This is a genomic window from Bacillota bacterium (assembly GCA_040757085.1).
Taxonomy (GTDB): domain Bacteria; phylum Bacillota; class Sulfobacillia; order JACIYH01; family JACIYH01; genus JACIYH01.
Genome location: JBFLXJ010000023.1, coordinates 305,586 through 320,564 on the forward strand (window position 1 = coordinate 305,586; position 14,979 = coordinate 320,564).

A 14,979-nucleotide genomic window follows, 5' to 3' on the forward strand; every position below is an offset into this window, starting at 1 on the left:
TCTAGAGCTTACCTCGATAAAGGCAAACCCGGCGAAAGCCGGGGACGCAAAGCCATCGGGTCTACGGCGTCCGTGAGGACGCTATGACGGCTGGGCTGCCGAAGGGTAGGGGTGGAAATGCAGAGACCTTGCGATCCCTCGGTGTCAGCCGAGGGCTTTTCTTTGCAGCTGGGGTGGTGTCGGTTTGGAGCGGCGGTTGTTGCGCTGCTCCTGACTACCGCGCTCGTGGGCTTGCCCTGCGTGCCGCGAGGTTGGCAACCCGCGGATGCTGCATGCCGACTTCCTGTTGCCGGTGGGCAGTTGAAGGGGGCGGACGTGGGATTAGCGGAGGCAGGACAAGCGCAGATGTGGCACGTTGTGACGTACAGTCGGGTGCCCGGGCGGGAAGATCTCGCCAGATTGCAGCGGGCTGGTGCCACCGGGGGTTGGGTATTGCGGCACCTTCGCATGGTGGCGGTCAAGGTACGTACTAACGAGGTGGAGCGGTTGGCAGCACTAGACGGCGTGCTCTCCGTCTATCCGGGAGAGCGGGCTGTGTTCGTTCCCAGCCCTGTTCCTGAGGGGGCAGATCGGATTTCCGGCCTCCGTGAACCGGTGGCACTTGCTGCTGCTCTGGTCAGGGGCGTCCGAGTGCAGATGGGTGGGGCTACCGGGGGCAGGGGCGATGCTGCGAGTGAGGAAATTCCCGCCGTGGCGCTGGTGGACACCGGACTGGATGAGACACACCCCGCGTTTGCGGACGTGGTCGTCCGCGCCAACCTCAGGTTCAAGCTCGACTCTGCTCCCACCGATTTCCAGTGCCCGTCGGCCACCCCGTGGGAGAGCCACTGTGATCCGGTCGGTCATGGCACGGCCGTGGCGGGGGCCGTCTTGGCGGGGTGGGAGGCAGCTGAACGCTCGACGGGTGGGCGGTCGAGCGAGTGTCTTTCCGAGGGGTCGCATGCGGCCCGCCGCATGGTCCCGGCCCTCGCTTTGGTGTCGTTGAGCGCTGGCAATAGCCCCGCGTGGGTTGTGGAAGTGCTGGCCGCCATGGATTACGTTATGGGACACGGCGCTTCTCTGGGAGTGCGGGTTATTAACAATAGCTGGGCCGTGGGGGGCCCATGGGACCCCCGGCACCCCATTAACGTGGCCACGCGTCAGCTTGCCGAGGCCGGGTTCGTCGTTGTGTTTAGTGCCAGGAGTGCCGACGGCGAGTTCAACGCGTTTGCTCGTGCCCCCTGGGTGATTCCTGTAGATGGAAGGTCGGTGGAAGGAGCAGTGAGTGCCGCTCCGCTAGTGCAGGTTGTCCCGCCCGTTCCGGGGGAGCCGCTTCAACCCGGGCGGTTGCAGGTGGTACTGGTCGGTCCCCGGTTGGTACCCGGTGTTCCGCTTGCCGGCACATCGAATCTGACGGCCATCAACGGCACCAGCGCTGCGGCGGGATACGTTTCCGGGTGGCTGTTGTGGGCTGCCAGCTGCCCCGGACAGCGATGACGGATGAGCTGGGTACGCTGGGTCCGGTTACGAATCCTGGTGGTCGACTTTTGGTGGATTGTTCCTCGCCTTCCTCATGGATTCCCCGTTTCACACGAGGTTGTGGCTGGCGCGCACGAGGCGATTAGATCCGGTTGGCGACTGTGGGATCAAGAATCGTGCCGTGCCAGTGTTCGATGGGAAGCTGGGTGACCACGGTAATGGATCGCGTCCCGGCGCGATCATCGATCACGTCGAGTGTGCCCCGCGACTGCTGGGTGCCAAGCGGCGCGATCCCGAGGTGTCCAGCACGAGCACATCTTGCCCGTAGCGAGGCTGCGCATGAGCGTGCGGGCAAGGGCGCGGGGCGCATGGTAGTCGATATCCCCCGTGCAGGGGGGAAGCCTTAACCTAGCCTCCTTGAGCAGCCTGGCCAGCAGCGTCCTGGTTGATGGTCCACTCCTGGTCCACGAGCAGCCAAAGGCCCTGTGAGTGAGGCGCTCGGGGGTGAGGTGCTCCCGGTGCCAGGGGGGTGTTCGGGATTGGTGCCCTTCCGGTAACTGCGAGCGTGGCTGGCCACCCGGCGACCCTTGTGGATGATCTCCACCGTGGCGGCGGTGTAGCGGCCGTCCACCTGCTCTTTGAGCCGGTAGGGAACGCTGCAACAGTTGTCCTCCACGTCCACGCGCTAGTTGATGTTAACCCGGGCCTTATTCCACCGGGCAACCTCGTATCTTTGGGGCGGCAGCGTTTTCAGGGCTGCCTACTGGCGTGAACAGGAGCTGGTGCCGCTCAAGGACTCCTCTGCCCGACCTCGGGATTCTTGGCGAACCGCCGGACGCGGACCCGCATGTCCGGTGTGAGAGGCTCCGGGGTGACCCCGGACTTGATGATGCGGCCACCGGAACCAAGGGTGATGTGGGCCCTCACAATGCGCGCTAACGTTCTCTGAATTTGAGATCGATAATCCTGCCGGTATAAAGGGGAACCGGGTGGCGCGTCGAAATCTCCCGATGGGGGCAGGGCGAGCCTGGGGTGTTCCGGCCCGGTTCTGCCTTTTCACTCCGGGAGGTCGGCCGAGTTGGACGAAGAGATTTCGTTGCGGGAGATTGTTCTGGTGCTCTTGCGCAGGAAGTGGATCATCGCTGGGATCACCGCTGCCTCGCTGGTCGCTGCGGCGGTGTTGAGCTGGTGGGTGCTGCCCACCGTGTACGAAGCGAAAGTCACCATCGGGGTGCCTGTCTCAGCCAGTCCACCTCCGGCGCAGGGGGCGTCGCCCGTGGAGGTCCTGGTGAGGGCGGCCGGCGCCCCGCTTAGCCTGAGCGTGGAAGGGTACCGCCTGCACGTCAAGCACCCGGCCGTGCTCCAGGCCGCCTTAGAGAAGGTGGGAGTCAAGAAGAGCGTTGGCGAGTTTGCCAACGCGGTGAGCACGAAGGTGGTCAAGGATACCAGCCTGATCGAGATCACCGTGGAGGAGCGGGACCCGGCGCTGGCAGCACAGCTGGCCAATGCCCTGGCCGAGGAGTACATACGATACCTGCGCCAGCTGGGGGCGGGCCAGTCGAGCAGGGCTGCGGCCGTGCTGGAGGAACAGATGAAGCAGGCCGATGAGCGGCTGTCCGCTGCCATGGAGGAATGGAGAGACTTCCTTGCTTCGGTACCCGGGACCGACGAGTTAAAGGCAGAGTTAGAGGCTAGGGTCCACGACCTGACGACCCTCAAGAGTGAGGCGGACCGTGTCGAGGTGGAGCTGGCCGCTACCGCGGCCAGTCTCGAGGCGGCGGAGGCGGATCTTGCCCGCATCTCACCGGTGATCGTCACCAGGCGGTCGCTGACGGACGACGACGTCCTGCGCGAGCTGGTGTCTGCCCTTTCGGGCGATCGGGCGTCCGCCCTGCGAGGGCTGAGTGTCACCACAGAGGCCGTCAACGAAGCCTACACGGAGGCCATGAACCGGGTAGCGTCTTTGCGCTCGGACCTGGCAGGCTTGAGAACCCGGCTGGCAGGGGTCAGGCAGGCCGTGGTCGCGGCGCGAAACGAAGTGCAGAACCTGCGCGTGCAACTGGCGGAGCAGCAGGTCCAGGAGGACAAGCTGCAGACCAGGTTGCAGGCTGCCCGCGAGTCATATCTGACCCTGGCCCGCAAATATGAGGAGATAAGTGCAGCGGGGACGGGCGAACTGGTGGCTACGGGAATCCAGATCGTGGGTCCGGCCGAGGTGCCGGACACGCCGGTGAAGCCACGGCGGCTGCTGAACGTGGCCGTGGCCACGGTGCTGGGGCTCATGGTAGGCGTATTTGTCGCCTTCTTCGCCGACTACTGGGAGCGCTCTGCGGCCGTGCCCTCGTCCGGTCAGGGCGGCCTGGCGACGTGACCGCCATGCAGCCCGATGCGCACGGAAGCCGGTGCCGACGCGGGGGTACGGAGTATGGGCCTTAAGGTGCTTTTGGCCGGCGGTGAGGCATTGTTCAGGGAAAGCCTGGCGGCGGCCCTTCGTGCCGCCGGGTTGCAGGTGAAGACCTGCTCTGCTTCGGTTGACGATGTGGTGGCAGCCGCCACCCAGTTCGTACCCGACGCGATAGTGTGCAGCGTTCCGACCGTCGATAGGGGGGTGCTGGACCTCCTGCGACTGCTGCACGAGAAGCTGGCGCGCGGGAACGTGCTGCTGGTGGTGGGACGCAGCGACCCGGCGGGTGCCTATCACGCTCTCCGGGCGGGTGCCGCTGGCTATGTGCCGCGTGCTATGGGACTGGATCAGCTACTGCATGCTGTGGCGGTAGTGGCGGCAGGGCACTGTCTGGTGCCCGCAGGGGTTCTCGCCGACCTGCTGCGGGCGGAGGTGGGGCGGCCTGGCCTGACCGAGGGCGAACTGACGAGGAGGCAGGTCCGTATCCTGGGAGCCATCGGCCAGGGCCTGAGCGATCGGCAGATCGCGCGGGCCCTGGGTCTCAGCGAACCGCTTGTGAAGTCGGAAGTGAAAGCCATCCTGCGTAAGACCGGCACCCGCAACCGGGCCGAAGCGGTTGCTACCGCCCTCAAGCGCGGCGTCATCAGCTAGCCCCGTCTCCTGCGCGGGGGAACGCCGGGTTCCCGAGGGCGCGATGCGTCTCGGGTGGGCGGTTGCCAGTCGCGGGGAGAGGGTTCCGTCAGGCGGTTCGGGGCAGTCCGCGAGGATGTTGCTCAGGCCGGAGGGGCTGCCGGCTGGGCTGTGGCGAGGCGGGCCAGGATGGCGTCGGCTACCTTCTTTCCGGAGAGCAGCATGCCCCCGAAGATGGGGCCCATGCGGTGGCCGCCGAATACGGCGTTGGCGGCCATGCCGCACACCCACAGGCCGGGGTAGACCTCGCGGGTGTTGACCAGGGTGGCGGCTTCCGCCTGCTCGGCCCACAGGCTGCGTTCCCCCTCGATGCGTCCCGATGGCGTCAGGAGTTGCGCCCGGAGCTTATCCTGCACGATGTGGACTACCGCGCACTCGTGGCCGGTGGAGTCGATGACTTCCCTTGCTTCCACCCCGATAGGATCCACGTGTAGCCGCGCCATGTGGGCAGCCGTCCACAGCAGGACCAGCCCCAACACCCGTCCGTCCCGCACCAGCACGTCTTCCACCGTGATCAGGTTAAATACCTTGGCGCCCGCCTTGATGGCCCGGGAGGCGATGGTGGTTATCGCTTCCACCGAATCCGCGGTATAATATCCTTCGACATAGGGCCGGGTGCGCACGTCGAATTCGTCCAGGATCGCTTTGGCGTCCTCCTGCACGACGATGTGGTTGAACATCATGCCCCCGCCCCACATGCCGCCGCCGATGCTCAGCCGGCTCTCGAAGACCGCCACCTTCCTGCCGGCCCGCGCCAGGTAGTAGGCGGCCGTGAGGCCCGAGGGGCCAGCGCCCACCACCGCCACGTCCGACTTCAGGTGGTTGAGCAGGTCTTCCGTGTACCTTTCCACGATGGCCCGCGATACAGTGACGTCATCCAGCCGCATCCTCTGACCTCCCTGTGAGAGTGGATTTCGTACCCGCGAGATCCTCGGCTCGCCAGCCGCCCGCGGCCCGCTCTCGTCGGCGACCGCCCGGGCGGGTCTCCCTGCCGCGGATGCGGGTACTGCGCCTGGAGGGGTGCACCGCGGGCCTGCACTGCGAGGGATGGAACGTGAACGACGACTGCCGGGAGCAGAACCCGCCCGCCGCTGACCTGCCCGCCGGCGAGGGCCAGCTGGCGCGTCTGGCGGTGAGTACGGCCGTGTTCGACCGCCAGGGACGCGTCCTGCTCGTCCACCAGACTTACGGGGCGCGCTGGTGGGCCCTGCCCGGCGGCTGGGTGGATCCGGGGGAGGACCTGGCGGAGGCGGCGCGCCGCGAGTGCAGCGAAGAGACGGGCTACGAGGTCCGCATCCTGCGCCCTTCCGGGATCTACTGGCGCCTCCCCAAGCGCCTGCTGGTGGTGGTGTTCCTGGGCGCCATCACCGGGGGTTCTCCCCGCCCGAGTGCCGAGACGGACGGGTGCGCCTTCTTCTCCCTGGACGCCCTGCCCTCGCCCCTGTCCCCCTGCCTGGAGGAGCGGCTGCGCGACGCCCGCGAGGTCAGCCTGGGTGGGCCCGCCCGTTACCGCCTTCAGATGAACCCGGAGCCCGCCCCGTAGTGAGGCGGGCTCTCGTTCCCGGGTTCCCCTTCCCGGCCGGCCCCGGTCCCGGTGACTGCTCTCCCGGATGGGTCCCTGGCCCCGTGGGCCTGTGCGTCCGGTGCGGTCGCGTGCCCGGTTGCCCTCCCTACGCTGGCATTACCCAGATCAGGTTCCAAGGGTTGAGCATGGCCGCTCTCTCAGCCCGCAGCGCGTCTCACCGCGAGCACCCCTGGGCGATTCACTTTGCTCCAATGTAACACGTGTGAGGCCCGGCGGCAATACCGAGGAGAGCAGGGCAGTGACTGTCTCGACGACATCGGCTGCAAGTTCCACCCCTTCCGCTGCCGCTTTGCGGTTGTAGACGAGGGCGGGGATGCTGTCCGGGAGGCCGTTTGGGTATCTGGTCGGGATGTAATACCCGTCGCCCACGACTCACGCTTTTGGGCGACTCGATCGAGATAGCCTTGCGACAGCAACTGGTGAGCGACTCCACGGCGAATAGGTTAGGTGCTGGCCTTGGCTCGGGTGTGGACTACCAGGGAAGCGTTGACCGTGCTGAGGCGGGCGCGGGCGGCCCACTGATTGCCCCTGCTAGTAGCCTGCTTGGTTGTCTGCAGTTCGCGGCGGGTGGTCCGGTGCGAACATATTTACGTGCCACCGGAGGTATGGTATACTCTGTTCCAGAACGCAAGTTCGGGAGGGCGTCTGGTGTTCGTACACCTGCACGTGCATTCCCCGTTTTCTTTCCTCGACGGAGGGAGCAGGCTGGAGGACCTGGTCGGGCTGGCTGCCCGTTACGACATGCCGGCGCTGGCCATCACCGATCACCATAACGTTTCCGCTGTCGTCAGGTTCCGGCGTCTGGCCGGGGCGGCGGGGATCAAGCCCATCATAGGCGCCGAGGTGGTGGTGGAGGCCGCCGTGCCCCTCGCCGTTGGCAGCCCGGCTCCCCTCGCAGGTGGGTGCCCGGCTCCCGTCGCCGGCGGCCGCGGGGCGGGAGTTGCTGGTGACGCCGACCGTGGGGGTCACCTCGTCCTGCTCGCCCGCGATGCCGTGGGGTACGCGAACCTGTGCAGGCTGCTCACCGCCGCCCACCTGGGCAACCCGCGCGGGCAGCCCCTTGTGCGCTGGGCCGACCTGGAGCGCTATCACGAGGGGCTCATCGCCCTGTCAGGGTGTCGCCGGGGGGAGGTCCCGCGCCTTATCCTGGCCCGCCGCTACCGGGAGGCAGAGGAGGTGGCGCGGCGCCTGCAGGCCATCTTCTCCGGCGCCGCCGGATCCGGCACCTGCGGCTCCCCCTGCTCGGACTCCTCTGATGCCGCCTGTGGCGTCGGCCTTGCCGGCAGGAGTGCTGCCGGGGAAGCGAACTTCTACCTGGAGTTGCAGGGGAACCTGCTGCCCCGGGAGATGGCCCTCAACCGCGCCCTGGCCGAGCTGGGCGAGCACCTGGGCATCCCCCTGGTGGCGTCGGCCAACGTGCACTACGCACGGCGGGAGGACTTCCCCGTCCACGACCTGCTCACCTGCGTGCGTACCCTCACCCGGGTGGACGACGTCCACCCCGAGCGGCGCCTGAATGCCCAGAACTACCTGCGCTCCCCCGCCGAGATGAAGGCCCTGTTCGCCGAGTGGCCCGGGGCCCTGCGCAATACCCTCGAGATCGCCGCCCGCTGTCAGCCCGCCCTGGAGGGCGTGATCCCCGGGCGCCGGGGGGCCGATGCGGCATTTCCCGGGACGGAGGCGCCGCTGGGAATGAGGGCGGCCGAGTTTCTGCGCCAGAAGGTGTACGAGGGAGCCCGGCAGCGGTACGGCACCGTGACCGAGGAGATCAGGCAGCGGCTGGAGCACGAACTTGACATCATCTGCCGGCTGGGGTTCGAGGACTACTTCCTCCTGGTGTGGGATGTGGCCCGCTTCGCCCGCGAGCGGGGCATCCGCTATGCCGGGCGCGGTTCGGCGGCCGATTCCGCGGTGGCCTACTGCCTCTTCATCACCGGGGTGGATTCCATCCGCCGGGGCCTGCTATTCGAGCGGTTCATGAGCCCGGAGCGGGCGGAGAAGCCGGACATCGACATCGACTTCGACGCCCGCTACCGGGACGAGGTCACCCGGTACGTCTACGAAAAGTACGGCGCCGACCACGTAGCCGGGGTGGCCACTTACAACACCTTCGGAGCGCGGGCGGCCGTGCGCGACCTGGGCAAGGCCCTGGACCTGCCCCCGGCGGAAATCGACCGCTTCGCCAAGCGCTTGCCCTACTCCCTGAACGCCGACGACCTGGACCGTGCCTTTGCCAGTGTGCCGGAACTGCGCGATTCCGGCCTGGATCCCCACCGGTTCCGCTTGCTCAGCGAGATCGGCCGCAGGGTGGCGGGCTTCCCGCGGCACCTGGGGACCCACCTGGGCGGGGTGGTGATCAGCCGCCGCCCCCTGGTGGAGGTGAGCCCCCTGCAGATGGCGGCCAAGGGGATCACCATCGTCCAGTTCGACAAGGACGACGTGGAGGCCCTGGGGCTGGTGAAGCTGGACCTGCTCTGCCTGCGCACCATGGGGGCGATCGAGGAAGCCTCCCGGCAGATCACCCTCCGGGACCCCGGCTTCCGGTACGACGACATCCCTCCCGACGACCCCGCCACCTTCGAGATGATCAACGAGGGGCGCACCATCGGGGTGTTCCAGCTCGAGAGCCCCGCCCAGCGGGCGCTGCAGGCCCGCCTGGGGGCGTCCCACCAGGAGGACCTGGTGGCCAGCGTGGCCCTCATCCGGCCCGGCCCCATCAAGGGAAACATGGTGGAACCTTTCATCGCCCGCCGCCAGGGGAAGGAGCCCGCCCAGTACCTCCATCCCGCCCTGCGTCCCATCCTGGAAAAGACGTACGGGGTGGTGCTGTTCCAGGAGCAGGTGATCGAGATTGCCACCGCCGTGGCCGGCTTTACCCCCGGAGAGGCCGACCGCCTGCGGCGGGTGATGACCCACGCCCGCTCCCAGCGGGAGATGGAGGAGATTGGCCGCCACTTCGTGGAGAAGGCCCGCGCCCGCGGGGTGAGTGAGGAGGTGGCCCGCGCCATCTTCGCCCAGATCGCCGGGTACGCCAGCTACGGTTTTTGCGAGGCCCACGCCGCCGCCTTCGCCGACATCGCCTACCGGACGGCCTACCTGGTGCGGCACTATCCGGCCGAATTCTACGCGGCCATCCTCACCCTGCAGCCCATGGGCTACTATCCTCCCGAAACGGTGGTAGTGGAAGCCCGCCGCCGGGGGATCGCCGTGCTCCCGCCCGACATCAACCGCAGCGCGGACCGCTTCACGGTGGAGGTAGCAGACGGACCCCCACATACGGACGGGCGCCCGGCCATCCGCACTTCCCTGCGGGCGGTGAAGGGGATGCCGGAGAAGGGCGTGGAGGCAATCCTGGCTGTCCGCCGCCAGGGCGGCCCCTTCGTCTCCCTGGCCGACTTCTGCCGCCGTCTCGCCTGCCCCCCCGACGCCTCGACCGCCGCCGGCTGGCTCGCCTGCCCCCCCGACGCCCGCCCGGGGCTTAGGGGACTGGATCAGGACGTGATCGAGAACCTCATCCTGTGCGGGGCCTTCGATTCCCTCCATCCCAACCGCCGCCTGCTCATGTGGCAGCTACCCGCCGTCCTCCGGGAATGCCGGAGCGATCTGCTCCCCGGCATATCCTCGCTTGCCGGGGGTGCCACCCGGGGAAGAGGATCGTGGGTTGCCGGGGGCGGACCCCCACCAGTGCTACCTGCGCTGGGGGTAGAGTGGTCAGGTCCGGGTGTGGTGGCGGCTGTGGCCGACTTCACGCCCCTGGAGAAGCTGGCCTGGGAGCACGAGATCCTGGGATTCGGCGTGAGCGGGCACCTCATGGGCCACCTGCGCCCTTACCTGCAGAAGCGGGGGTACCGGTCCAGCCGGGAGGTGGCCAGCATGCCGGAAGGAAGCCGGGTGAAGGTGGCCGGCCTGGCCGTGCGGCCCCACCGCCCCCCTACCAAGAGCGGCCGCATCGTGGTGTTCCTTTCCCTGGAGGACGAGTTCGGCCTGGTGGATGTCACCGTTTTCGAAAACGTATACCGCCGGTACGGCGGTCACATCTTCGGAGAAGCCGTGCCGCCTCTGGCGGCCGGGGGGGTCTTAGAGCGTCGCGGGAGGGCGGTATCGGTTACGGCGCGGTGGATAGCTCCTCTGCCGCGCCTGATACTGAACTAACTCTCGCGGGACCCCGCCACCGCTCCGAGCCCTCACCGCAAGGGCGCGGACGCCACCGGACCTGGCCGGTAGGGGCACGGTGCCGCTACGGGCCGTCGCCGGGGGCGGCACCCGGAGGCAGCCACTGCTGGCCGTACTGCTCGAGGGAATTGACCAGCGGGAGGAGGGCCCTGCCCTTTTCCGTCAGGCTGTACTCCACCCGGGGAGGGACCTCAGCGTAAACCCGCCGGGCGATGATCCCCAGACCGTCGAGTTGGTGGAGGCGATCTGACAGGGTCTTGGGGCTGATGCCGGGAAGGCTCCGCTGCAGCTCGTGGAAACGCATGGGTCCCCTGGCCAGGTGACCGATGATCAGGAGAGTCCACTTGGCTGCCACCAGCCTGGCGGTGCGCGCTGCGGCGTCGCTTTGCGGGGCGGCGTCGCTGCCTGGCGAGGTCATCTTCTCTCTCCCCCCGGAGACCGGCCGCAAGGGCGGTGCTTGGATGGGTAAGGGCCGGCATGCCCGTCGGTCAGGGGAAGGAACATTGCATGCCTGTTACATAATATGTGGGTATCGCGGCAGCCGTCACCGCGGGCATCGTCTTCAGCCGGCGGAGATAGCGTTGTGCGGGCGTACCGGATTACGGCCCGATCTGCGGACGGGAAGGCGGACGAGATTTCAGCCCCAGATCAACTGCAGGATGATGTGGGCCACCGCCACCGCCGTTACTGAAAACGGCACGCCCAGTTTCAGGTACTGCTTCAGTTCCACTTTATAGCCGTGCTTTTCCAGGTAGCCGCAGGCAAACACGTTGGCCGCCGCTCCCACGGGGGTGATATTGCCGCCGATCCCCGTGCCGATGAGCATCCCGAACAGGAAAGGCCACGGGCTTACCCCCATCAGGGAGGCCAGGTGTTCGCACACCGGGATCATGAGCACGGTGTAGGGGACGTTATCCATGAAGCTGGAGGCTGCCACCGACACCCAGATGATCACCGCCAGGCACAGGGCGGGACCCACCCCGCCCACCAGGGAGTGGATGGCGGTAGCGAAGTCAGCGAGCAGCCCGGTAATTTCGAGGGAACTGATGACTACGAACACACCCACGATGAAGAAGAAGGAATTCCAATCGAACTCGATGATCATCTCCCGCAGCTTGTCGCGGCCCAGGTAGAGGGCCACCAACCCTGCTGCCATGCCGATGATCCCGGGACGGACGCCAAACTCGGGGCCGAGTGCCAGGCCCAGCACTCCCACCACGAAGAGAATACTGGCCCCGTAAGTTACCGACACCCGCTCGGGGGGCAGGTCCACTTTCCTGGTCCAGCCGCGGAACTGGATGGCCAGCGTTGACAGAGCAGCTATAACGCCAATAATGGTTATCAGGCCCAGACCTGGCTTGCCCTGGAACCAGTAGAAATCTTTGAACTTGAGCCCGGTTTCCATGGCCAGGATGATCGAGGGCGGGTCTGCCACCATGGTGACCGTGGTCACCACGTTGGAACTGATGGCGATAGACACCATGTAGGGGAAGAGGGAAGTCCCCAGGCGCCGGCTCAATTCCAGGGCGATGGGCGCCATCATGAGGACCACGCCCACGTTTTCCATGAACGCGGAAAGAAGCGCGGTCAGCGCACACAGCGACAGGACGACCCACTTCTCCGTGGGGGCCACCTGCAGGATCTTCTGGGCCAGCAGGGCGGGCACCCGGCTCTCCAGGAACACGAACGATACCATCATGAAGCCCCAGTATATTCCCAGGACGTCCCACTTGATGGCCTCCGTGACCGCGACCCGCGGGCTGACGATGCCCAGGATCATGAGAAGCAGCGCGGCCCCCACCGAGGCATAGGCGATTTTTACCTTGCGGCTGATGGCCAGGGCATAGCACGCCACGAAGATAACCAGTGTGACGATCTTGGTCAGTGTCATCGGGTGCCCTCTCTTCCTCCCCTGCGTATTTGCCCCCTGGGGCACAATCCCCTATGACAATACGCGCCCGAGGCCTGGTTTCCTGCTTCCTATGGGCGCGATGCCGGCGCGATGCCGTGATTTGACAGCATTTTACGGCCCCGGTATACTGGTTGCGGTTGCGGACATCCGTGCCCGGATGTATCGGAGCGCCGATACGCGGGTTTGCGAATGGGGGGGATAGGTGAGTTGACCTGGCAGTGGGTTTCTCTGCTGGTGGGTGTGCTGGCGCTCGTGTTCGTAGGTTTCCTGTGGAGTAGCCTCTTGCGACTACCCACGGGGAACGAGCGCATGCGAGAGATTTCGGGAGCCATCCATGAGGGGGCACGGGCGTTCCTCTTGCGTGAGTACCGCACTGTAGCGGTGTTCGCGGTGGTGCTTTTCGTGGTGCTGGCTCTGGCCCTTTCCTGGCGCACTGCCGTGGCCTACCTGATCGGCGCCGCTTGCTCCGTGCTCGCCGGCTACCTGGGGATGAACGCTGCCACTCGGGCCAACGTCCGTACCACGGAAGCGGCGCGGGCGGGCCAGGTGCAGGCCCTGCGGGTGGCGTTTTCCGGTGGGTCGATCATGGGTCTGGCGGTGGCTGGCCTGGGGCTGATCGGGCTGGCGGTAGTCTTCATCCTGTTCCCAGATCCCCAGGCCATAACCGGCTTTTCCTTCGGGGCCAGTTCCATAGCGCTATTTGCCCGCGTGGGCGGAGGCATCTACACTAAGTCCGCCGACGTGGGTGCTGACCTGGTGGGGAAGGTGGAGGCCGGTATCCCCGAGGACGACCCCCGCAACCCCGCTGTGATCGCGGACAACGTGGGTGACAACGTGGGGGACGTGGCCGGGATGGGGGCCGACCTGTTCGAGTCCTACGTGGGTTCGGTGGTGGCCGCTCTCGTACTGGGCGTGACCATGGGCCCGGGCTACATGGTCTTGCCCCTCGCCCTGGTAGCCGCCGGGACGGTGGCCTCTTTCCTGGGCGTGGTCTACGTGCGGGCCTTGAGCGGTGCCAACCCCCAGGCGGCCCTGCGCTGGGGTACTTACGTGTCGGCCGGCATCTTTGCCCTGCTGGCCTGGTGGCTGTGCGTTTCCCTCACGGGCAGCGTGGCGTTGCTGGGTGCCGTGCTGGCGGGTTTGATAGCGGGTATCCTCATCGGACTCATAAGTGAGTACTTCACCTCCGGTCCTCCCATCAAGACGGTGGCCCACTCCTGCGTCACCGGTCCGGCCACCAATATCCTCACCGGTCTAGCCCTGGGGATGCGCAGCACCGCCCTGCCCGTGGTCGCAGTCGCGGTGGCCATCTACGTGGCCTATTCTTTGGCCGGGCTGTACGGGATTGCCCTGGCGGGTGTGGGCATGCTGGCCACCATCGGCGTGGTGATGTCCGTTGACGCTTACGGTCCGGTGGCCGACAACGCCGGGGGTATCGCCGAGATGTCGGGCCTGGGCGAGGGCGTGCGCCGCATCACCGACCGGCTGGACGCCCTCGGGAACACCACCGCCGCCATCGGCAAGGGCTTCGCCATCGGTTCGGCGGCGCTGACCGCGCTGGCCCTGTTCTCGGCTTATTCCCACAGCGTCGGACTCGCCGCCATCGACCTCAGCAAGCACACCACCCTGATCGGGCTGCTGATAGGGGCCCTGCTTCCCTTCTTGTTCGGGGCCATGGCCCTGGATGCGGTGGGGCGGGCCGCCCTGCGCATGGTGGAAGAGGTGAGGCGGCAGTTCCGCGAGGTGGCGGGGCTGATGGAGGGCAGGGCGCGGGCCGACTACGCCCGCTGCGTGGACATCGCCACCGCTGCTGCCCTCAAGGAGATGGTCGCCCCCGGTTTGCTGGCGGTGGTCAGCCCCATCGTGGTGGGCTTCCTGCTGGGCACCGAGGCCCTGGGAGGCATGCTGGCCGGCGCCCTGGCCACCGGGTTCCTGGTTGCGGTGACGATGGCCAACTCGGGTGCCGCCTGGGACAACGGCAAGAAGTTCATCGAGGCAGGTAACCTGGGCGGTAAGGGTTCTCCCGAGCACAAGGCAGCCGTGGTGGGCGACACCGTGGGCGATCCCTTCAAGGACACCGCGGGTCCGTCCATGAACATCCTGATCAAGCTCATGTCCATCGTGGCCCTGGTCTTCGGGCCGCTGTTCATCCGCTGAGCCTCCCGTGCGGGGATGCCTGCATGGGTTACGCCACCTGATGTTGTGCGCGAGGAGGTGGGTGTTGTCCGGGCGGAAGTGTGCCGCCGGGCGGGGATGAGGTCAAACCGCCTCTTGCCGATGGCTGCTGTTGCCGGCGCGCTGGCGGTGGTGCTGGCCCTGGCGGGCCTGCGGGTGGCGGCTCTTTTCTGGCTGTGCGGCCTTACCGTGGGGTATGCCGTGCAGCGGTCGCGGTTGTGCTTCGTGGGTGCCATCCGCGATGCCTTCCTGTGGCGGATGCCCGCCCTGGCGCGGGCTGTGTTGGCGTTGCTGGCCCTGTCCCTGATCGGGGTGGCCGCAGCCCAGCATTTCGCCGGTGCTCCCGGTAACGTATTCCCGGTGGGATGGCACACGGTGGTGGGGGGCCTGGTGTTCGGGCTGGGGATGGGTCTGGCTGGCACCTGCGCCCTCACCACCCTGGTGCGCCTGGGCGAGGGCGCCGTGGTATATGTCCTGGGGGTGGCCGGCCTGGTGGTGGGAGGTCTCGCCGGGTTGCGCCTGCGGGCCTGGTGGACGGCGCGGGTGGGCGAGGGCGCGGTGGTGTTCCTGCCGCGCGCGCTG

Annotated in this window: 11 protein-coding genes and 2 riboswitches; of the genes, 7 read left to right on the top strand and 4 right to left on the bottom strand. The window is 67.1% G+C overall.

Annotation, left to right across the window (positions count from 1 at the left end):
• Positions 1-11 precede the first annotated feature (11 nt).
• Positions 12-103: riboswitch (cyclic di-GMP riboswitch) on the top strand.
• 212 nt (positions 104-315) lie between these two features.
• Positions 316-1,476 (top strand): S8 family serine peptidase, encoded by a 1,161-nt coding sequence (locus tag AB1446_09050; GenBank protein ID MEW6547051.1) that lies wholly within the window; start codon positions 316-318, stop codon positions 1,474-1,476.
• A 124-nt stretch (positions 1,477-1,600) separates the two neighbouring features.
• On the opposite strand, the gene AB1446_09055 is transcribed toward AB1446_09050, so the two are convergent.
• Entirely contained in the window at positions 1,601-1,828 is a 228-nt protein-coding gene (locus AB1446_09055) for an ATP-binding protein (GenBank protein ID MEW6547052.1), read from the bottom strand.
• 708 nt (positions 1,829-2,536) lie between these two features.
• Between AB1446_09055 and AB1446_09060 the strand changes: the two genes are divergently transcribed.
• Complete coding sequence (locus AB1446_09060; protein ID MEW6547053.1) at positions 2,537-3,829, top strand: GNVR domain-containing protein; 1,293 nt, start codon at positions 2,537-2,539, stop codon at positions 3,827-3,829.
• Positions 3,830-3,883: 54 nt separating this feature from the next.
• Positions 3,884-4,513 (top strand): response regulator transcription factor, encoded by a 630-nt coding sequence (locus AB1446_09065; GenBank protein ID MEW6547054.1) that lies wholly within the window; start codon positions 3,884-3,886, stop codon positions 4,511-4,513.
• A 122-nt stretch (positions 4,514-4,635) separates the two neighbouring features.
• Here the strand turns inward: AB1446_09065 and AB1446_09070 are convergent, their stop codons facing one another.
• Positions 4,636-5,439 carry a sulfide-dependent adenosine diphosphate thiazole synthase gene (locus AB1446_09070; GenBank protein MEW6547055.1) on the bottom strand — a complete coding sequence of 268 codons (804 nt, stop codon included), beginning with the start codon at positions 5,437-5,439 and terminating at the stop codon, positions 4,636-4,638.
• A 110-nt stretch (positions 5,440-5,549) separates the two neighbouring features.
• Here AB1446_09070 and AB1446_09075 point away from each other — a divergent pair, with 110 nt between their 5' ends.
• On the top strand, positions 5,550-6,095 hold the full coding sequence (locus tag AB1446_09075; protein ID MEW6547056.1) for an NUDIX hydrolase: 546 nt from the start codon (positions 5,550-5,552) through the stop codon (positions 6,093-6,095).
• Between the two features lie 107 nt (positions 6,096-6,202).
• A riboswitch (TPP riboswitch) is annotated at positions 6,203-6,318 on the bottom strand.
• A gap of 467 nt (positions 6,319-6,785) precedes the next feature.
• Complete coding sequence (locus AB1446_09080; protein MEW6547057.1) at positions 6,786-10,289, top strand: DNA polymerase III subunit alpha; 3,504 nt, start codon at positions 6,786-6,788, stop codon at positions 10,287-10,289.
• Between the two features lie 85 nt (positions 10,290-10,374).
• Here the strand turns inward: AB1446_09080 and AB1446_09085 are convergent, their stop codons facing one another.
• A complete protein-coding gene (locus AB1446_09085; GenBank protein ID MEW6547058.1) occupies positions 10,375-10,728 on the bottom strand; it encodes a helix-turn-helix domain-containing protein in 354 nt (117 codons plus the stop codon).
• 219 nt (positions 10,729-10,947) lie between these two features.
• Entirely contained in the window at positions 10,948-12,201 is a 1,254-nt protein-coding gene (locus AB1446_09090; protein ID MEW6547059.1) for an SLC13 family permease, read from the bottom strand.
• 228 nt (positions 12,202-12,429) lie between these two features.
• On the opposite strand from AB1446_09090, the gene AB1446_09095 reads away from it, so the two are divergent.
• Together AB1446_09095 and AB1446_09100 are read left to right on the top strand one after the other, a co-directional pair.
• Positions 12,430-14,379, top strand: a complete 1,950-nt coding sequence (locus tag AB1446_09095; GenBank protein MEW6547060.1) for a sodium-translocating pyrophosphatase — start codon at positions 12,430-12,432, stop codon at positions 14,377-14,379.
• A 45-nt stretch (positions 14,380-14,424) separates the two neighbouring features.
• The coding region (locus AB1446_09100) for a YeeE/YedE thiosulfate transporter family protein (protein ID MEW6547061.1) at positions 14,425-14,979 on the top strand (555 nt) is incomplete at its 3' end.

Coding starts and splice junctions, on each gene's coding strand:
- AB1446_09055 (MEW6547052.1), bottom strand. CDS start 1,828: ATGCGCCCCGCGCCCTTGCCCGCACGCTCATGCGCAGCCTCGCTACGG.
- AB1446_09065 (MEW6547054.1), top strand. CDS start 3,884: ATGGGCCTTAAGGTGCTTTTGGCCGGCGGTGAGGCATTGTTCAGGGAA.
- AB1446_09070 (MEW6547055.1), bottom strand. CDS start 5,439: ATGCGGCTGGATGACGTCACTGTATCGCGGGCCATCGTGGAAAGGTAC.
- AB1446_09075 (MEW6547056.1), top strand. CDS start 5,550: ATGCGGGTACTGCGCCTGGAGGGGTGCACCGCGGGCCTGCACTGCGAG.
- AB1446_09085 (MEW6547058.1), bottom strand. CDS start 10,728: ATGACCTCGCCAGGCAGCGACGCCGCCCCGCAAAGCGACGCCGCAGCG.
- AB1446_09090 (MEW6547059.1), bottom strand. CDS start 12,201: ATGACACTGACCAAGATCGTCACACTGGTTATCTTCGTGGCGTGCTAT.